This window comes from Microcoleus pseudofavosus SVA1_A4 (assembly GCF_036700565.1).
Lineage (GTDB): Bacteria > Cyanobacteriota > Cyanobacteriia > Cyanobacteriales > Microcoleaceae > Microcoleus.
In genome coordinates, this window is the sequence record NZ_JAUBPE010000038.1 from 21,733 (window position 1) to 40,717 (window position 18,985).

At 44.7% G+C, this 18,985-nt stretch carries 14 protein-coding genes; 8 read left to right on the forward strand and 6 right to left on the reverse strand.

Annotated features, from left to right (window positions below):
• Positions 1–52: 52 nt before the first annotated feature.
• Positions 53–1,471, reverse strand: coding sequence for a UDP-N-acetylglucosamine 1-carboxyvinyltransferase (murA, locus tag QUA02_RS17595; protein WP_333029478.1), 1,419 nt, complete (start codon positions 1,469–1,471; stop codon positions 53–55).
• Between the two features lie 103 nt (positions 1,472–1,574).
• Positions 1,575–1,835 carry a hypothetical protein gene (locus tag QUA02_RS17600; RefSeq protein WP_333029480.1) on the reverse strand — a complete coding sequence of 87 codons (261 nt, stop codon included), beginning with the start codon at positions 1,833–1,835 and terminating at the stop codon, positions 1,575–1,577.
• Between QUA02_RS17600 and smc the strand changes: the two genes are divergently transcribed.
• The 5 genes from smc (at position 1,836) to QUA02_RS17625 (ending at position 12,302) form a co-directional block, all read left to right on the forward strand.
• Positions 1,836–5,639: a chromosome segregation protein SMC gene (gene smc, locus QUA02_RS17605; protein WP_333029481.1), complete on the forward strand. Its 3,804-nt coding sequence runs from the start codon at positions 1,836–1,838 to the stop codon at positions 5,637–5,639.
• Between the two features lie 68 nt (positions 5,640–5,707).
• Entirely contained in the window at positions 5,708–6,727 is a 1,020-nt protein-coding gene (locus QUA02_RS17610) for a PRC-barrel domain-containing protein (protein WP_333029482.1), read from the forward strand.
• Positions 6,728–7,178: 451 nt separating this feature from the next.
• Positions 7,179–8,204: an SGNH/GDSL hydrolase family protein gene (locus QUA02_RS17615; protein ID WP_333029483.1), complete on the forward strand. Its 1,026-nt coding sequence runs from the start codon at positions 7,179–7,181 to the stop codon at positions 8,202–8,204.
• A gap of 72 nt (positions 8,205–8,276) precedes the next feature.
• Entirely contained in the window at positions 8,277–10,457 is a 2,181-nt protein-coding gene (locus QUA02_RS17620; RefSeq protein ID WP_333029484.1) for a glycosyltransferase family protein, read from the forward strand.
• Positions 10,458–10,469: 12 nt separating this feature from the next.
• Complete coding sequence (locus QUA02_RS17625) at positions 10,470–12,302, forward strand: DUF6798 domain-containing protein (protein ID WP_333029485.1); 1,833 nt, start codon at positions 10,470–10,472, stop codon at positions 12,300–12,302.
• Positions 12,303–12,397: 95 nt separating this feature from the next.
• On the opposite strand, the gene QUA02_RS17630 is transcribed toward QUA02_RS17625, so the two are convergent.
• From QUA02_RS17630 to rfbC, 4 genes are all read right to left on the reverse strand, one after another.
• A complete protein-coding gene (locus tag QUA02_RS17630; protein ID WP_333029486.1) occupies positions 12,398–13,372 on the reverse strand; it encodes a glycosyltransferase family 2 protein in 975 nt (324 codons plus the stop codon).
• Positions 13,373–13,460: 88 nt separating this feature from the next.
• On the reverse strand, positions 13,461–15,251 hold the full coding sequence (locus QUA02_RS17635) for a hypothetical protein (protein ID WP_333029489.1): 1,791 nt from the start codon (positions 15,249–15,251) through the stop codon (positions 13,461–13,463).
• Between the two features lie 106 nt (positions 15,252–15,357).
• Positions 15,358–16,230, reverse strand: coding sequence for a dTDP-4-dehydrorhamnose reductase (gene rfbD / locus QUA02_RS17640; RefSeq protein WP_333029490.1), 873 nt, complete (start codon positions 16,228–16,230; stop codon positions 15,358–15,360).
• A 2-nt stretch (positions 16,231–16,232) separates the two neighbouring features.
• The gene (gene rfbC / locus QUA02_RS17645) at positions 16,233–16,778 is read right to left on the reverse strand and encodes a dTDP-4-dehydrorhamnose 3,5-epimerase (RefSeq protein ID WP_333029491.1); all 546 of its coding nucleotides are present in this window, start codon (positions 16,776–16,778) and stop codon (positions 16,233–16,235) included.
• A gap of 49 nt (positions 16,779–16,827) precedes the next feature.
• Here rfbC and QUA02_RS17650 point away from each other — a divergent pair, with 49 nt between their 5' ends.
• The 3 genes from QUA02_RS17650 (at position 16,828) to QUA02_RS17660 (ending at position 18,949) form a co-directional block, all read left to right on the forward strand.
• Positions 16,828–17,502: a class I SAM-dependent methyltransferase gene (locus tag QUA02_RS17650; RefSeq protein ID WP_333029492.1), complete on the forward strand. Its 675-nt coding sequence runs from the start codon at positions 16,828–16,830 to the stop codon at positions 17,500–17,502.
• A gap of 121 nt (positions 17,503–17,623) precedes the next feature.
• On the forward strand, positions 17,624–18,223 hold the full coding sequence (locus QUA02_RS17655) for a Uma2 family endonuclease (RefSeq protein ID WP_333029495.1): 600 nt from the start codon (positions 17,624–17,626) through the stop codon (positions 18,221–18,223).
• A 102-nt stretch (positions 18,224–18,325) separates the two neighbouring features.
• Positions 18,326–18,949, forward strand: coding sequence for a hypothetical protein (locus tag QUA02_RS17660; RefSeq protein ID WP_333029496.1), 624 nt, complete (start codon positions 18,326–18,328; stop codon positions 18,947–18,949).
• The last annotated feature ends 36 nt before the right edge of the window (positions 18,950–18,985 follow it).

Sequence of the window (18,985 nt, forward strand, 5' to 3'; positions counted from 1 at the left end):
AACCGTCAACAGTTAACCGTCAACAGTCAACAGTCAACGGTCAACTGACTAATTAACAGTTTAAACCCGATCGCACGGGATTGACAGGAGCCTCAGCAATGGTCGGCTCTGTGCCCTCTTTGACCCGCCGCAACTTAGCTCCCAATTTTTGCAGCTTCACCTCTAACTGCTCGTAGCCGCGGTCTAAATGTTGCAAGCTGCTGATAGTGGTGACACCATCGGCGGCAAGTCCCGCTAGCACCAAAGCCGCCGAAGCCCGCAAATCTGTTGCTACCACCGGCGCACCCGACAGCAGCGACACTCCGCGCACAATCGCGACATTGCCTTTAACGCGAATGTCGGCGCCCATGCGGTTGAGCTCTGCTACGTGGCGCAAGCGGTTCTCGAACACGGTTTCTTTGATCAAGCTGTCTCCGTCGCTCAGCGTCAGCAAAGCCATAAACTGAGCTTGCATATCTGTGGGAAAACCGGGGTAAGGCAGAGTTTCGATGTCTGTGGCGGAGTGAGTTTGACCGGGAACTATCCGCAAAATGTCGGGGGATTCTGCAATAATTTGCGCCCCAATTGTCTTCAATTTGGCAATTACGGCCGTCAGGTGGTCGGGAATTACCGGCGACAAACTGATTTCTGAGTGAGTGATGGCTCCGGCTACTAAAAATGTTCCGGCTTCGATGCGATCGGGAATAATTGAATAGTCTACCGCGTGCAGTCTGGGAACTCCCGAAATGACGATCGTATTAGTGCCGGCACCTTGAATTTTTGCTCCCATAGCGCGGCAGAAATTCGCCAAATCTGCGACTTCCGGCTCTTGAGCCGCATTTTCAATCACGGTTTCTCCTTCAGCCAGAGTCGCCGCCATCATCAAAGTTTCTGTTGCGCCGACGCTGGGGTAGTCCAAATAAATTTTGGCTCCTTTGAGGCGGCGGTTCGGCCCTTTGACGTAAGCGTGAACAGTACCGTGGTCGATGTGGACTTCGGCGCCGAGGGCTTGGAGCCCGCGAACGTGGAGTTCAACGGGCCGGGCGCCGATGGCACAACCTCCGGGTAAGGGCACTTTAGCAAATCCCAAACGCGCTAGGAGCGGCCCGATGATGAAGAAGCTCGCCCGCAGTTGGCTGACTAATTCGTAGGGGGCTTGAGCATCTATGAGTTGGCTGGCGTTGATATCTAAAACGTCGCCATTTGCCTCTATTTTGACTCCTACGGCCGATAGAATCTGCCCCATGCGGGCCACATCGACTAGACCCGGAACATTGCGGAGGCGGCAATCGTCTGGACACAGCAGGGTTCCTGCCATGACGACTAAGGCCGAGTTTTTGGCGCCGCTGATTTTGACGTGTCCTTTAAGGGGCTCGCGACCCCAAATTTGTAATACTTGTTCGTCGCTTTCGGGTGAAGCTGAAAAATTGGACGAGTTCAGAGCTGGTGTAATGGGTGTGCCCTCCATAATGCGCTTCGTTACTTTATACATTATTAATTTTGGTTCGATTTTACCGGAAAGTTTTTATATGTCTAGGGGGCACATGAGGAATTTCAGGCACTATATTTGCTGGGATTGTCTCTGGGTGGGGCTTTCAGGTACGATAGCACAAATTGTGCCGATCGACTTTCATTGAGTTATTTGTATCAAAGTTTACGTTCGTTTCTGGCGGTCGATGCGTCACAGATGTTGCACCTTTGTCAATAAGCTTTTTAAGTACAGCCCGACAGGGTTGTTGACAAAGGTGTAATATATCGGTTCGATCGCCAATGTCGGAAAGTTCACACATTGTCGATCGCCCCATTGCCTGTGCTACCCTGTGACAACAACCTAGAGCCAAAGCTACTCCTAGCATATGGTTCACATTAAACGGATCGAACTGACTAACTTTAAATCTTTTGGCGGCACGACGGCCATTCCCGTGCTGCCCGGTTTTACTGTGGTTTCCGGGCCCAACGGTTCTGGGAAGTCCAACATCCTCGATGCTTTGCTGTTTTGTCTCGGACTTTCGAGTTCTAAGGGAATGCGGGCTGAACGTTTGCCGGATTTGGTGAACAGCGCCCAAAACAAGCGCGGTACGATCGAAGCTAGCGTGACTGCGACTTTTGCGCTGGAAGATGTGGGGGAGGAATGGTTCGCCCGGGATGAAGATGAGGATGAAAATGCAGCAGATGAGTTATCTGTTGAAGCAGAGGAAGTTGAAGGGATAGAAACTGCCGAAACTCTAGACAATAACGGCCAATCATCTCCTGTCAATCGAAAATCAAAAATCGAAAATCGAAAATCGGAAGAGTTATCTGTTGAAGACGTAGAAGAGATAGAAATCGCAGAAAATCAAGACAACAACGGACAACTACTCGCTACCAATCCAAAATCCAAAATCCAAAATCCAAAATCGGATGAGTGGAGTGTGACCCGCAAACTTCGGGTAACTCGCCAAGGTACTTACACTTCAACTTATTACATTAATGGCGCACCTTGCACGCTGACTCAACTGCACGAACAACTCAACCGCTTGCGAATTTATCCCGAAGGCTATAACGTCGTGCTGCAAGGAGACGTTACCAGCATTATTTCGATGAATTCTAAGGAACGCCGAGAAATCATTGACGAATTGGCTGGGGTGGCTCAGTTCGATCGCAAAATCTCCTTAGCTAGGCAGAAGTTGGATGAAGTTAAGGATGTGGAAGAACGCAGCCGGATTGTGGAAAAAGAGCTGATTTCTCAGCGCGATAGACTGGCGAACGATCGCACAAAAGCGGAAAAATATCAAAAATTGCGGGCGGAATTTCAAGAAAAGTCGCAGTGGGAAATTGTCCTAAAATTCCGCCAGTTGCAAAAGCAAGAATGGAAACTGCGCGAACAAATTGAAGCGGGCGATCGCACTTCGGCATCTCTCACCGAACAACTGCAAGCAATTAGCACCCAAATTCAAGAAGCAACCGCTGAACTTGACGCGCTGAATGCCCGCGTTAAAGCTTTGGGCGAGTCGGAATTGTTGGCTTTGCAAGCGAGTATTGCGACTCAGGAAGCGGAACGGCGGCAACTGCAAAACCGCAAACAGGATTTGGAAAAAACTGCTGGGCAAATGGCGGCTAATATAGCACAAACCGAGCAAGAAGTTCGGCAATTCAAGCAAAGTTTGGAGCAAATTGAGATTGAAATATCTTATGTTAAGTCTCAGCAGGGGAGTTTTCAGGAACAGCGGGACGCAGCCCAGCAAAGTTTAGATGAAAGTCGGGAAGTTGCAAATGCGATCGCCTCGACGGCCGAAGTTTGGGTACAGCAGCAAACGGAACTGCACCGCCAAATCGAAACAATTCAACAAACTTTGGAACCGCAGCGTACAGAACAAGCTACCATTGGCGAAAGAGCCGATCGCCTGCAAAACCAAATTCAAGAACAAAACCAATCGCTGCAAGTATTGGAACAGGAAATTGCAGCGAAAAAAGAGCAGCAATCTCGCCTTGGGGAAACCAAAGGCATGGCATCTTTGCAAGTAGAATCGCTGCATCAGATTTTAGTCGAAGCCGAACAAGAATTGCAACTGCAACAGGAAACTCAAACTCGTTTGTTGGAAGAACAGCGGGAAAGACAGCGCAAATTAGACAAACTAGAAGTGCAGTTTCAAGCACTGCAAGAAGCGACGGGAACGTTTACTGCAAAAATTGTCGCGCAAAGCGGAATTGGCGGAGTTTGCGGCTTGGTGGCTCAACTGGGCAGGGTAGAACCGCGCTATCAGTTGGCGCTGGAAATTGCGGCGGGCGGCCGCATGGGAAATATGGTGGTGGAAGATGACAGCGTGGCTGCTGCTGCGATCGAATTGCTGAAACAAAAACGGGCGGGAAGGATGACGTTTTTGCCTTTGAATAAGATTAGGGGCGGCAGGTATTCGGTGAATGAAAATTTGCGGCGCGCGGCTGGGTTTGTGGATGCGGCTGTTAATTTGATTGATTGCGATTCGCGGTATCAGGAAATTTTTGCTTACGTTTTTGGCAGTACGGTTGTGTTTAGCAACCTCAGCGACGCCCGCCGCTATTTGGGACAGTACCGGATTGTCACTTTGGACGGGGAAATTTTGGAAACTAGCGGGGCGATGACTGGGGGAAGTTCTACTAACAGATCTACCTTGCATTTTGGCACGGTTGAGGCTAGCGAGGCTGCTAGTGAAGCGCGGACGATCGCATCTCTGCAAGAAAGGTTGGAGGAAATTGAGCGGATTTTGTCACGGTGCAAAATTGCGATCGACCGCGCGTCTGTTGCAGTCAAAACTCGCAGCCAAGAATTGATGGAAGCGAAACAGAATTTGCGCGAAAATCAGTTGCGCTTGGAACAGTTGGATTCAGAAATTAAGAATTTGCAAGCGCAACAGGAACAAGTGCGATCGCAAATTGCGAAAAATACACAGGAATTAACTAATTCGCGATCGAGATTGCAGTTGCTGGAACGAGAATTGCCCGCACAGGAAACTCAATTGCAGCAGTACCGGCAAACTTTGGCGCAGTTGGAAGAGTCGAACAGTCACAGCGAATGGCAGCAAATGCAATCGAGTTTGCGCGCTCTAGAAGCGCAACTGCAAGAGCGAGAATTGGCTCTGAGAAACGTCCAGCAGCGCCTTGTAGACTTGGAAAATCAATTCGTGCGTTTGGAAGACAAAATTAAGGAAGGTAGCGAGAAATTGCAGGATTGGCAAGTGCAGCAAAACGCGGGGGCGGATGCACTCGATCGCATTGTTTCGCAGCAGTTAGAAGTCGATCGGCAAATTGCGGAAGCTAAGGCGGCTTTGGGGGAAATTGAGGAAAAATTGGGCGTGCAGAAGGGAGATCGCGATCGGGCGGAATCTCAACTGCGAGAGAAGCATTTAGCCAAACAGCAGTTACAGTGGCAGTTGCAAAAACTTCACGAAACCCAGCAAGAACGCCGGGAACAATTAGCCGCAATCCGCACTCTATTGGAAACGCAGCGGGCGGAAATGCCCGACCCCGTGCCGTCGATTCCTGAAAATGTTGAGAAAGCCAATTTGACGGAATTGCAGCAGGAAGTAAAGGCGATCGCCAAACGCATTCAAGCTTTAGAACCTGTCAATATGCTAGCCTTGGAAGAGTACAACCGCACTCAAGAACGCCTTCAAGAATTGAGTCAAAAATTGACGACATTGGAAGGAGAACGCACTGAACTGCTGTTGAGAATCGAAAATTTTACCACACTCAGGCGGCGCGCTTTTAAAGAAGCTTTCGACGCGGTTAACGAGAACTTTCAGACTATCTTTGCGGAACTTTCCGAAGGCGACGGCTATCTCCAGCTAGATGACCAGGAAGACCCCTTCAGCAGCGGCTTGAATTTGGTCGCTCACCCGAAGGGCAAACCCGTACAGCGGCTGGCTTCCATGTCTGGAGGCGAAAAGTCGCTGACGGCGCTGAGTTTTATTTTTGCGCTGCAACGCTACCGCCCGTCTACGTTTTACGCTTTTGATGAAGTGGATATGTTTCTCGATGGGGCAAATGTGGAGCGATTAGCTAGAATGATAAAACGACAGTCTGAACAAGCCCAGTTTATTGTTGTGAGTTTGCGGCGACCTATGATTCAATCGGCTGAGCGTACAATTGGCGTTACTCAAGCGCGGGGAGCTTATACTCAAGTCATAGGACTGAAGTTGTAGTCCCGGAGTTTATGTTAACGCTCGTGTTGAGTGATATATGTACTTAATAAATCAGGATTAAAGTTAGAATGACATCCGAACAAATCTGCCAACGCTCCGACATTCTCGGCACTCAAGTCATCACCCGCGACAGAGGCAAACGCTTGGGGGTGGTCAGTCAATTGTGGGTGGACATTGACCGGCGGGAGGTTGTGGCGATCGGTCTGCGTGATAATATATTCGCGGTCGCTGGAATGCCGAGGTTTATGTTCCTCAACAATGTCAGCGAAATCGGCGACGTGCTGTTGGTGGAAGATGAGAGCGCGATCGAAGATGATGTTGATGTTGAAGTCTACAGCATTTTGATTAACAGCGAAGTTATTACCGAAACCGGCGAACTTTTAGGTAGGGTGCGGGGCTTTAGGTTCGACCCCGAAGACGGTAAGTTAGTTTCTATAATTATCGCTTCCCTGGGAATCCCTCAAATCCCAGACCAAGTTCTCAGCACTTACGAGTTGGGGATTGAAGAAATTGTCAGCAGCGGCCCGAATCGCTTGATTGTGTTTGAAGGTTCCGAGGAAAGGCTCAGGCAGCTTAGCGTGGGTTTGCTGGAGCGCGTCGGTTTGGGACAAGCGCCTTGGGAACGGGAAGAGGACGAGCAAGGTTATTACCCGAAACCCGTGGCTACAGACCATCAATTGGGCCCGGGCGTGCGGATACCTGCACCGGAAATGCGCAGCAAGGTAGCGCAGCCTGCGGTGGAGGAAGTTCCTTGGGACGAGGATTCGCAGTGGAACCGGCCTCCGGTGCGGCAGCCGCAGCAGATGCGCGCGGTGCAACCTGAGCCGATTATCGACGATTACGAGGATTACGAAGAGGATAATTGGGGCGGCGAGGAGGACGATTACGAGGAGGAGTACGAGGAGAAGCAGTACACTCGCTCTGAGAGTTCTCGCCCGAAAGAGCCGATCGTGCAGTACGAGTACGAGGATGATGTGGAGGCGGATGCTTGGGCTGACGATGAGGCGCCGAAGCCTTACCAGGCTCCTCGGGTGAATATCCCTGAGAAAAATAAGACTCCCGAGTACGAGGAGGAAGCAAATTATTAGGAATTAATCAATTAGCTGAAACCAATATTTTGCACTCTTCTTAAGAACGGGCAAGATGCCCGTTCCACATTCAAGTTTATTTTTTGTGGAACGGGCTTCTAGCCCGTTGCTGATATTGGTGCAAGATGTGAGTTTAAACTGAGATGTGGCAATAAGCTGTGGAGCATTTAAACCACTAACGATCAAGGTATGGTGCGTCAGCTAGAACACTGACTAGACATGGGAAACGCTTTAAAACTGACGCACCCTACAATCGTCTTTTAAATGCCGAACAGCTTATTCTCAAGAACAGGCAAGATGCCTGTTTCACAATCAAGTTTATTTTTTGTGGAACGGGCTTCTAGCCCGTTGCTGATATTGGTGCGCTCAATCTAATTAAATTAGATCCATGAACTAGATAATACTCGCATGGCAGTTTACTATACTTTTGCTGACATTTCATATTATGTTAATGATCGAAAAAGATTTTGCTAAAAATGTTGCTTTCAGATTAATAACATATCTAATTTTTCCAATTTTTTTATCCACCACCACGGCTGAAATTGTCTTGCGGGTTGCGGGATACAAACCCTGGCAAATAGAAAATGTTGATGTGGCCGTCGAACCAAAAGGTAACTTTTTCACCAAAGACTCGGAACTCGGCTACAAACATTTGCCCGGTAAATTCAAGGTAACACTTAACGGCAATTACTCATTTAATACAACTCATCTCAATAATAGTTTAAGAATAACACATCCCCTCAATACTTACAATTTATCGTCAAAAAAGCCTGAAATTTGGATATTTGGCTGTTCTTTTACCTACGGTTGGTCATTGAATGACAGCGAAACTTATGCTTGGTTGCTGCAAGAGAAATTACCCAAATATGAAATAGTTAATTTTGGCGTTAACGGCTACGGCACGCTGCACTCGTTTATTCAATTCAAAGAAGCACTCAAACAAGGAAATAAACCCAAAATAGCGGTGATTGCTTATGCGGGATTTCACGACCGCCGCAATACTTTGTTGAGGGCGAGAAGCAAGCAGATGGCTTCTTGGAACAAACTCGGCATTCTGTTTCAACCCGATGCTAGGCTAAATGGAGAAAATAATTTTACCTACAAGATGACAAAACTTGAATATCACGAGTTCCCCCTGATGCGGGTTTCTGCATTAAGCCATTTTTTGGATGTTAATTACAATCAATTTGAAGAGGGATTGTATAGAAGCCATGAGGTTTCTAAGGCAATTATTGAAGAATTTAACCGTGTGGCTGAGGCTAATGGTGTTAAGTTAGTTGTTGCGGGAATTAATGCGGGTTCTGCTAAGATGTTGGAGGAGTTAAGTCAGGAGGGAATTGCTACGGCGGATATTTCGGTTGATTTGAAAATACCTGCCAATAATAATTTACCTCATGACCTGCATCCAAGTGCGATCGCGAATCGGCAATATGCAGAAAAGTTGGAGGATTTTTTGCAAGGTAGTGTTTTAAAGTAAGTTAACGAAGCGCGAAGGCGCGAAGCAAGATATAAAGAGGAAGTTGAGGAGTTACTTAGGGTTGCTAGACGGATGGGATTATTTGATGTTGTTTCTTTTAAATTGCCTCGTAAATTTATAATGGATGGGTTTTTCCTGTTTTTACTTGTTCTCGTAACAGTTGCAGTAACATCAATCTATGTATCCAGCGAACATACTTTTTATTGGTGGGATTACGCGGGCTACAACACCGCTACAGTCAACACGGCAAATTTATTTCGAGACTCGCCAGATAAAGCATGGGGGGGAGTTATAGACTCTCTATCTAAGGAAAAAAACCTGTTAATTTCTTTGCCGTTAGTGCCGTTTATTTTGTTATTTGGCGAGTCTCGGCTGAGTTACATTCTCAGTGTATCCCTGATTTATGTGCTGCCGTTTCGCCTGTTGCTGGGGGCAATTTCTGCACAGCTAATTCCAGTTTATCCCCGCCGGGTGTTTTGGTCAACGGTGCTGCTGAGTTTATTAATTCCGATGAGTTGGATACCGACTCTGCGGGGATATCTGGATACTGGCGGCTGTGTGTTTGTAGCCTTGGCAATTTGGGTTTACGTGCAGGATATTAAGCTAAAATATTGGTGGAACATCCTGTTAATTGGGTTTTTGCTGGCGGCGGCGATTCTGTTGCGGCGTCATTTTGCTTATAGTGCGATCGCATTTTTTGGTGCAGCGACTTTACAGGCTTTCATCGAGTTTATTGTACTAATATACCGTAAAAAAACGGCATTGTCGTCTCCCAAAGACAAGGACGTGGCAGTGTTGTTTCCCTACAGATTCTTGTTTGAATCCGGCATCAAATTGGGTTTGATAGCTGCAACTAGCTTGACTATTTTAATGTTAGTAGCGGGAGATTTTACTCGCAGTGCTCTGACGGTTGACTACCGCAATTTGTATGTCGCTTGGAGTTTGCCTGTAAATGATATTTTAACTCGTTATGCGGATTTTTACGGTTTGGGAACTTGGCTGCTGGTACTGATTGGTTTTTCGACGGGAATTCTCACCCGAATCCTGGTTCCGGCGGCGGCTATTTTTGTTTCGTTGTTTGGGGTTTTGTCGCTGATTGAATGGCTGTTAGTTTTGCGTTACGGCTACTTGCACTATACAATTCATCTTACACCGATCGCACTTTTGGGATTGTCAACATTTTTCTGGACAACTTGGCTGACACTCAAGGGAAAAGTTCGGTATTTAATGCTGGGTGTCGCGGGTTTGTACCTGATTGTGAATGCCGCAGTTGGGTTAATTCCTCTCAAAATTGATGTGTCAAGACTGTTTGTGGGTAATTTTCCACCGTTAGTGCGATCGGACTACGGCGAAGTTGTAAAATTAGTAGAGTTTCTGCGAAAATTAGCACCAAACGAAGAACCGATTTATATTGCCGGTGCTTCTAACAGTTTTAATGCTAATATCCTCAGACAAGCCAACCGCAAATTAAATCCGCCGGAGGGTTGGTGGAAATTAAATACAATCGGGAGGCCGCAAATTGACTCGCGGGATACTTACCCGCTACCCGAGTTGTTGCAGTCACAATATGCGGTGGTTGCTGTGCCTTTTCAGCAGGTGTTACCGAGTGACGAACAAGTTTTGCGATCGCACGAACAAGATGTTGTTAAAGTTGTGTACGATGCCTTTACTGAAAACTGGGAAATTGCCCGCGATTTCCAATTGCTACCGGAACAGTTTAAGCTAGAAAACGGCGTGACTGTCAGGGTTTACCGGAGGGTGAAGACGACTGATACAGCAACGGCAGTTAGGACTCTGGAGGCGATGCAGCGGCAAATAGTCGATCGACCGGGCACGCAGTTAGATTGGATTAGTTTGCATCAATCAATCTACACAAGTGCCAATTATTCAGTCAGTCAAGAATCCGATAACCTATATAAGATTGTAACTCATCCAATTAAAAACAGCCAGAAACTCGATACATCTTTCCTGTATTTAGGTTCGATTTCAGACAAAGTAAAAGTTACCGGCAAACTCAATTTACCTAACCAACAATGTCCGGGAGTTGTCCTGCGCTTGACTTTGTGGGACAAGCAAGGTAAATTAGTAGACTCAGCAGAGATGGCTTATAGTCAAAAAAGTGCGATCGGCTTAAATCTATTAGTTGAGGGCAAAAATCCCATTTATCTGCTGCTTGAGGTATTGAGTAGCAGGAAACAGGATTTATCAAACCAATGCCAACTGGAGATTAACAATTTGGCTGTGAGTAGGTAAGTGGAACCGTCAATGCAAAAACATCAAAAATCCCACTGGTATTTTAATCTATCTCTATATACTTTTGTCATCATCGGCTCCCTGATGGCAACTGGCTATATTTTCCCGATTGGAGGCAACTTTCCCGAAGTGCCGCCAATTCAATTTATGCTAAATCCTGAACTGTATAAAAATGATTATTACGTTCAGGAAATGGTGAAATTTAATCCCAGGTACTACTATTATTATATTATCTATTTGCTCGCCAACTTAGGAACCAGCATTCCCCTAGCGCACTTTATTTATCAATTCCTCGCCTTCGGTTCATTTATCCTAGGTTGCTACGCAATTATCAATATCTATACTAATTCCAAACTGCCTGCTGCTGCGATGGCTTTTTTATGTATAGCCGCTTCATTTACAGATGTTGGTAACACCCTGATATTTTCCACCAAATCAGTACCCAGTACCTTCGCAATGGCCTTCGCCATCTGGGGAATTTACTTTAGTTTGCGCCAGAAATGGTTGACAGGATATTTCTGTTTTGGATTAGGGTGTGTGCTGCAACTTTTAGTGGGTTTGTTGCCAGGATTGATGATGGTTCCCGTTTTGGTAATTCAATCTGTAAGACAGCGGAATTTCAAAACATTGATTTTGGCGATCGCACTTTTAGCAGCAATGGCAAGTATCGTTTACGTACCGATGTTATTAACAGGTACTACCAGCACTCACACTATCGACAACGCCGATTTTGTCTACATTCACGCGAAAGTCCGCAACCCCCACCACATCCTCCCGTCAAATTGGGATATTGGGAATTGGTTCAACTTTATATGTTTCATAATGGGTGGCTTGCTGTGCATCAAAAATGCCGAATTATTGCGAAAAGAAGACAAGGTTAATTTTTATGTGATTGTTGGAACATCAATTTTTGCACTGTTTCTAAATTACCTATTTGTCGAAGTTTACCCTTTGGCTTTTATCGCCAAACTACAGTTAGCTAGAACTGTACCTTTTGCTCAATTAATCATATTTATTGCTGTTTGTTTGACGGTCGATATACTTTACAAAGAAAAAAAAATAGCTATTAGCTTGTTGCTGTTAGTTGTACTAACTTTGCCTTTTAGGGGTATCATTTTCCTAGGATTATCAGTGTGGCAAACAAAAAAATACGCATTTCCCAAACGATATAATATATTGTTGTGGATTTTAGCAGTAGGAACGGTAATTTTCAGCTTGATCTATCCGGTGACTGATTCATGGGAAATAATGGGCGATCGAATAATTAGCATCCCCGTCCTTTTCTCAATCCTCGCCTTGCCATTCATTTTAGAAGAAACATCCCTAGCTACATCTATAAAACAGACTCTAACTCACACATTAGCCTTAATAACTACGGCCACCTTAGTTTGTGGAGTAGCAGGAATTCTGCCCAAACCTATATTAAATGTATTTCAAACAAGAGTTAACATCAATTCCGTTCCCAGAGACGACTTAAGCAAATTAGCTGTGCGATTTTCGCAAATTAGCAGCCGCGATTCACTCGTATTAATTCCCCCCTCAGTTACCAGCTTCCAGTTTTTCTCCGAAAGAGCGATTGTCGTCAACTTCAAGAACTTCCCCTTTACCGAAAAAGGCATCAAAGAATGGCAAAATCGCATGGAAACCGTTTTAGGAGTTCCCTTAAACCCGCAAATGATCTGGGGAGGAAATGACTTTTTCATCCGCCGCAGCAGTGCGGATTTAGTCAAAGTAGCCAGAAACTATCATGCCGATTATATCCTGACTCGCAGCGATTGGCACCCAAATATTGACGGAGAAATAGTAGATCGAGAAGGCAAATGGATACTGTTTAAAATTAGATAATACTATTCTTGAAAACATCAGATATTTATTCAGTCTGGCGTTGCGCCGACTTTGTTTGTATAGAAGCGGTTTCAACCGCCGAATCTAATCTGCGGTTAAATATCAAAACCCGAATCATCAATAATTTCGCTAATTTGCTTGTCCACATAATCAGCATCTACATTCCGCGCCATCAACTCAGCTAAAATTCCCAAAGAAATCAACTGCACCGACAGAATTGTACACAAAATCCCAAAAAATAACAAAGGTCGATTGCCGATCGGCCCAAAATTCATCCCCGCCAAATTCAGAAACCAAATAACTATCAAATAACTCAGCGAAACAGTTCCAACCAAGCCAAAACATAATCCCAAACCCCCAAACAAATGACCCGGTTTGTGCAAATACTGCGTCGTGGCTAACACCGTCAACAAATCAATAAATCCCCGCGCATAACGTTCCCAGCCGTAATTCGATTTTCCGTGCTTTCGCGGATGGTGTTCGACAACTACTTCGCCAATTTTAAATCCTAAATTGTTTGCTAAAGCCGGAATGTAGCGGTGCAATTCCCCGTACAATTTAATCGACTGCAAAACTTCCCTACGGTAAGCTTTAAAACCGCAATTCATATCGTGCATTTGCACCCCTGTCAGCAAACACGCAACGGCATTAAACAGCTTGGAAGGTAAAGTTTTAGAAAGCGGGTCGTTCCGCTGTTTTCGCCAACCGGAAACTAAATCAAATCCCGATTCTAAATGATGTAAAAATTTGGGAATTTCAGCGGGATCATCCTGAAGGTCAGCATCGAGAGTAAAGATAATTATCCCTGCTGCATTGCGAAATCCTGCTGAAAGTGCGGCGGATTTGCCAAAGTTGCGGCGCATTTTAATCGCTTTAATTAGTTTGGGATGTTGGCTGGCTAAATCTGTGATTTCTTGCCACGAATAATCGCGGCTACCGTCATCTATGAAAATGACTTCGTAACTGTCAATTTCTGTTTGAAACATGACAAGTTGGATTTTTTCAAACAGTAATTTTATGGTGGCTTCTTCGTTGTGAACTGGGATTACGAAGCTGAGGTGTTTTGGCATAGGGATATTTTATTTGTGTTGTCAATGAGATTTTTTTTATTAACCGCAGAGGGCGCAGAGGGCGCAGAGGAGGAGAAAGAGAGGTTTTTTAGTTTTTATTGATAACTTGGGAATTTCGCAAAGCTACCCAACCTTCGCGGTTTTTAAAGGAGGTATAGGCTGTCAATAATTTATCTGTTGGTGATGTTTGAATGTATCCTCTCCAAGCTGCGAATTCGTAGGAATGGCCAAACAATTTAACTAAATCTGGGCGCGGAAATCCTGACATGGCGAAACCTCGAACGACATTTTCTTGGTTGAGAATGGCAATACATTTTACATTGTTTTCGGGGTCTCCTACCCAGCCAATTACTCTCGCTGCTGTTGGTGCAAGTTTGGTGGCTGTATCAAAATATCCGGGTACTCCGTCTTTGGGTGCTGACAGTAAGTTAGGAGAGATTTTTGTATTTAATGCTGCACAGAAATTGTGCTTTTTTATATCTTTGTTAAATGGCACTAAGTTGTGAGTTTTTAAGGCATCGATTAACCCGATAAAAGCCGCCGGTCTATTGCCTACGCGGTCTTTAATTAGCGTTACGTCGGTGATGCCTAATTGCAGTGATAATGCTACTAACGGTTGATAGGTTGCTCTGCGGGCGATCGCCATTGCAGTTTCGCCTCCCACGCCGTACATTAAAATAATCGCGACTGTGGCGACTGCAAACAGCGGTGTCAGCCAACGCCCTTGGATTCTTGGTGTTGGCTGCAACTCGCGCACCCACAATACTGTGAGGACAATTGTGCTCATCCAAAACAAGGCTGGGAGTGTGGCGTAGCGGGAAGCGGTGGCCTGTTCTACGCCAAATCCCGATCGACTGACAGCGGCCATTAACGCCGTTTGCAGCGTGTAAAGTTGGATTGATAGCCAAGGCAGCCAATCCGGGCGATCGACCTTTTTTACAAATAGCCAATAACCCACAAAACCCGTCACTGCAATCAAACCAATTATACCAATAATTGAAGCAACAATTATATTTTCGCTAAAAATTCCGCCGAGATAAGTTGGAATATATTCGAGAGTTTTGAGCGGGTTAATTTTAGTTAAAGAAGGGTGATGAGATGGAGTTTTATAAGTTAAAAAATAAATGCCAATTACTGCAATCGCAGCAATGAAATACAAATAAATTATTCGCCGAGGAAACCGCAGCACAACAGCAGCCGCACACAATATCGGCCACAAAGCTAAAGGAGTGCTGTAACTAATACAGCCCAAAACGCCAAAAACAATGCTGCCAATTACCCACTTATTTTGTTTCCATCCTTCGTTACCAGGCTCTGCCTGGGAATGAATATCCAGAGGCTCCGCCTTCCTCTTACTTGACAAAAGTTTCACATAATATTGCAAACAAAATATCGAACAAATTACAAATAAATTAGCAATTATCCAGTGAACGCCGCTGAATCCCCGCATCCAATTGTGAGCCGCCGCCGGAGTAAAATTAAAAATAGAAATGCAAAGGAGTAGGGAGATAAATTGCAGGGGAAAACGCCTCAAATTTAACGGCAGCAGAGCGATTAAGACGTAACACTGAATCCAAGCCAAGAACCAGGCCACTAAACATAAACCAAGATTTGAACCTTGGGTGAAAACTATATTCAAGCCATAAATAATTGCCGGAATCAAGACAAAATGCTCGTTTGCCCGAAATATCCAATTAAAAGGATTTGTAGAGAAACCGTCTACTGAATAAAAATTCCACGTCATCCACCAATAATCAAAATTAGACAAGTCTCCCGCTTGGGATATCAAGTACAAAATATATGACGCTGGTATTAGAATGCCGAGAACTGAGGCGGCAATTAAAATATATTGTTGCTTGACTTTCATGGATTCAGACATGGGGATATTTTTAATTGTTAGGGGCGAGTTTAGGTGAGAAACTTTGCATATAACAGGTAACTCATGAACAAAACTCGCCCTCGCGTTTTGAGTCTTCCTCAATTTTTTATTTCACTTCTCTTGCCAGCATTTGTCTGAGCCCTTGTCGCCAATGGGGAGGATACTTACCCAGAAGTGCTGATATTTTTACCGTAGAGAGGACAGAAAAAGCAGGACGTTTTGCGGGTGTCGGATATTCGGCAGTGGTGATGGGAATTACGCGCTGAACTTTTAGGGGAAAGCCGAGTTTTTCGGCTTCCTCAAAAATGGCGATCGCAAAATCGTACCAACTACACACACCGCTGTTAGTGTACTGGTAAGTTCCAAAAGTTTCTGGTTCAAGGAGAGGAATAATTTGTGAAGTCGCCGCACCTAAATCCCCAGTCCAAGTAGGACTTCCGATCTGATCTGTTACTACTCGAATTTCTTCTCTTTCCTTTCCCAACCTTAACATGGTTTTGACAAAGTTGCCTTTGCCACCGTTGCCGTAAACCCACGCGGTTCTAATAATAATATGTCGGTTTCCCGCTTTCCGAATTGCTTCCTCGCCTGCTAATTTAGACTTGCCGTAAGTTCCCAGCGGGTTCGTAGAATCTGTTTCCAGATAAGCAGAACCGTGGCTGCCGTCAAATACATAATCAGTGGAAAAGTGAATCAAACTTGCTCCCAGTTTTTCGCATTCTTCTGCGAAAATTCCGGGTGCAATGCCGTTGACTGCGTGTGCTAATTCTGGTTCGCTTTCAGCTTTGTCTACCGCAGTGTAAGCACCCGAATTGACGACTAAATCCGGTTGAATTTCAGCCATTGCTTGACGGATGCTTTCGGGTTGGGATAAGTCGAGGCGAGTGCGATCGGCCCCAATTACCTCTCCCGAACATAATAAAATCGGATGCAATTCTTGAGCTAGCTGTCCGCTGCCACCTGCGAGTAAAATTTTCATGATCAAAACACTTGAGCTTTTTTCAATGTTTGTCCGGCTTGGTCTTTAGCTGATAAAATTGGTTGGGCACCGTCTAGCGGCCAGTCGATCGCCAAATCGGGGTCATTCCACAGGATACACCGTTCGTGTGCCGGTGCATAATAATCTGTAGTTTTATACAAAACTTCAGCCGTCTCCGAAACCACTAAAAAACCGTGAGCAAATCCCGCCGGCACCCAAAATTGCTGCTTATTTTCTGCACTCAGCAAACACCCCACCCACTGCCCAAAAGTCGGCGAACTTTTTCTAATATCCACCGCTACATCAAATATTTCGCCAGCAACTACCCGCAGCAATTTGCCTTGAGGCTGCTGCATTTGGTAGTGCAAACCGCGCAGCACATTTTTAGATGATTTGGAATGATTGTCTTGAACAAACTCTGCCGTCACGCCTGTTTTCTCGACAAAAGCTTTGTGATTGAAACTCTCAAAAAAGAAACCGCGGTCGTCTCCGAAAATTTTCGGCTCAATTATCAAAACTTCCGGGATTTCGGTAGATATAACATTCATAGTTAGCTGTGAAAGTGATAAACTCATACTCTGTCTATGCTATTTTACTATGAAAGCCGACGCATATCTCAAAAAATTGTACGCCAATCGATTTGATTCCACACAGATGCAAGCAAAGGTAGCACTCTGGAAAGTTTTAATTGACGAGTTTTTACAATATTATGTTCCTCCAGAATCAGCGGTTTTAGATATTGGCGGCGGTTACTGCGAATTCATCAATCAAATTCAAGCGGGAGAAAAATGCTTGATTGACCTTAATCCCGATTCAAAATTATTTGCCACTCCTGATGTCAAAGTGCTGAATTTGGATGTCTTAAATTGGGGAAATAACCTAGCTTTTACAGAACATTTTGACCGCATTTTTATCTCTAATTTTTTTGAACATCTCAGCAGCAAAGAAGAACTAATCCAAATTATCTCCTTTTGTTTTGACGCTCTCAATCCCGGGGGTTCTCTCTTGGTCATCCAGCCTAATTTTAAATACTCATTCAAAGAATATTACGATTTTATTGACCATCAATTACCGATTACCCACTTATCGCTGCAAGAACTTTTACAAACAGTCGGGTTTGAAATCGACTTAATTATACCAAGATTTTTACCGTTTTCGACTAAAGGCAGACCTGCCTCGCCTTTGCTGTTAAAAGTTTACTTGAAATTACCTTTGTTGTGGCGGTTTTTGGGAGGGCAAATGTTTGTCAAAGCATCGAAACCAAACAATTAAGGATCGATCGCTGCCCCTAGACCATTTCAATTGTTATAATAAAAATTGCAAGTAATCCTGTAGTTTGGGCTGGGCAAAATCAGGATAAATTTGCTAAAAAAGCATCAATTTTAGGAAAAAAATGATGACACAAACATCCCGCGCCATTGCTGTGAATATTCCGCCGACACTAACACTCACCGTTACCCGCGAGCAGTTCGTTGAATTGGCGATCGCCAATCGAGAGTTACAATTAGAACGCACAGCAACAGGAGAATTAATCGTGAACCCACCAACCGGAGGCGACACAGGATATCGGAATCTCGATATAGAAGGGCAACTCTGGTTGTGGAATCGGCGGACTAGACTCGGTAAAGCATTTAATTCTTCTACTGGTTTTCACCTGCCAAATGGGGCTGATCGCTCTCCTGATGCGTCTTGGGTGCGTCAAGAAAGGTGGGACGCACTTACCCCACAACAAAAAGAAGGCTTTCTTCCCTTAAGTCCTGATTTCGTGGTAGAACTCCGTTCTAAAAGTGACAATATGAAGCCACTGCGAGAGAAAATGAAAGAATACATGGAAAACCAGGTTCGTTTAGGTTGGTTGATAGATAGAAAAAACAGAAAGGTGGAAATTTACAGGCAAAATCAAGATGTAGAAGTGCTGGAAAATCCTGCAACTTTGTCCGGTGAAGATGTGTTGCCGGGGTTTGTTTTGGATTTGACAGAAGTTTGGGGATAAGCGATAGAGGATAGGCACGGGGTACTACCTCTACACATCTGTATGAATGATTGAGATTTGCTATAATAATTTACAAATAAACACATTGCGATTTCAAACAGTATGACCAAGCAAAAAATATTACAGGAAGGTCGAGAATATACATTTCGTTCATACTTTGAGTTACCTTACGAAACGGATCAAATTTTAGCAGAATTTGATTACTCGCCGATCAAAACTGAGCTGTCTTTGCCGCATACCTCTAGAGAACTGGCAGAAATAGCTTTTCTCAAACAAAGAATTAAAGAAACTTTATTTTTTGTCAGTCTCAGCAGCGAAACAGCTAGAAGAGAATCATTAGTATCGCCAGTTTTGCTGGACATCATCCGGTACTGCAAATGTCAATTGCGATTTGAGTATACTCTCAACGTTAATAACTGGTTAAAGGGGAATTTAGATTATTTCGTAAAATCCGAGCGAGAATTGCTAGTCATTGAAGCAAATAACGACGATATGACTAGAGGATTTACCCAACTAGCTGTAGAATTGATTGCGATGTCTCACGTTGAAGAGCAAAATATCTTTTACGGTGCGGTGACAATGGGAGATGTCTGGCGATTTGGCAAGTTAGACCGAAATCAGCACACTATTTTTCAAGATATCAATTTGTTTAAAGTGCCTGACGATTTAGAGGATTTAATGAAAATAATGGTGGGAATTTTAGACGGGGATGAAATTTCGCCGTAGGGTGCGTCGCTTCTAGTCACTCAAATAGTGGCGAAA

Excerpts from the sequence above, each read along its gene's own strand:
- QUA02_RS17615 (WP_333029483.1), top strand. The coding sequence starts at position 7,179 with ATGATCGAAAAAGATTTTGCTAAAAATGTTGCTTTCAGATTAATAACA.
- rfbC (WP_333029491.1), bottom strand. The coding sequence starts at position 16,778 with ATGAATGTTATATCTACCGAAATCCCGGAAGTTTTGATAATTGAGCCG.
- QUA02_RS17620 (WP_333029484.1), top strand. The coding sequence starts at position 8,277 with ATGGGATTATTTGATGTTGTTTCTTTTAAATTGCCTCGTAAATTTATA.
- QUA02_RS17650 (WP_333029492.1), top strand. The coding sequence starts at position 16,828 with ATGAAAGCCGACGCATATCTCAAAAAATTGTACGCCAATCGATTTGAT.
- QUA02_RS17625 (WP_333029485.1), top strand. The coding sequence starts at position 10,470 with ATGCAAAAACATCAAAAATCCCACTGGTATTTTAATCTATCTCTATAT.
- rfbD (WP_333029490.1), bottom strand. The coding sequence starts at position 16,230 with ATGAAAATTTTACTCGCAGGTGGCAGCGGACAGCTAGCTCAAGAATTG.
- QUA02_RS17660 (WP_333029496.1), top strand. The coding sequence starts at position 18,326 with ATGACCAAGCAAAAAATATTACAGGAAGGTCGAGAATATACATTTCGT.
- QUA02_RS17655 (WP_333029495.1), top strand. The coding sequence starts at position 17,624 with ATGATGACACAAACATCCCGCGCCATTGCTGTGAATATTCCGCCGACA.
- QUA02_RS17600 (WP_333029480.1), bottom strand. The coding sequence starts at position 1,835 with ATGCTAGGAGTAGCTTTGGCTCTAGGTTGTTGTCACAGGGTAGCACAG.
- QUA02_RS17635 (WP_333029489.1), bottom strand. The coding sequence starts at position 15,251 with ATGTCTGAATCCATGAAAGTCAAGCAACAATATATTTTAATTGCCGCC.
- smc (WP_333029481.1), top strand. The coding sequence starts at position 1,836 with ATGGTTCACATTAAACGGATCGAACTGACTAACTTTAAATCTTTTGGC.
- QUA02_RS17630 (WP_333029486.1), bottom strand. The coding sequence starts at position 13,372 with ATGCCAAAACACCTCAGCTTCGTAATCCCAGTTCACAACGAAGAAGCC.
- QUA02_RS17610 (WP_333029482.1), top strand. The coding sequence starts at position 5,708 with ATGACATCCGAACAAATCTGCCAACGCTCCGACATTCTCGGCACTCAA.
- murA (WP_333029478.1), bottom strand. The coding sequence starts at position 1,471 with ATGTATAAAGTAACGAAGCGCATTATGGAGGGCACACCCATTACACCA.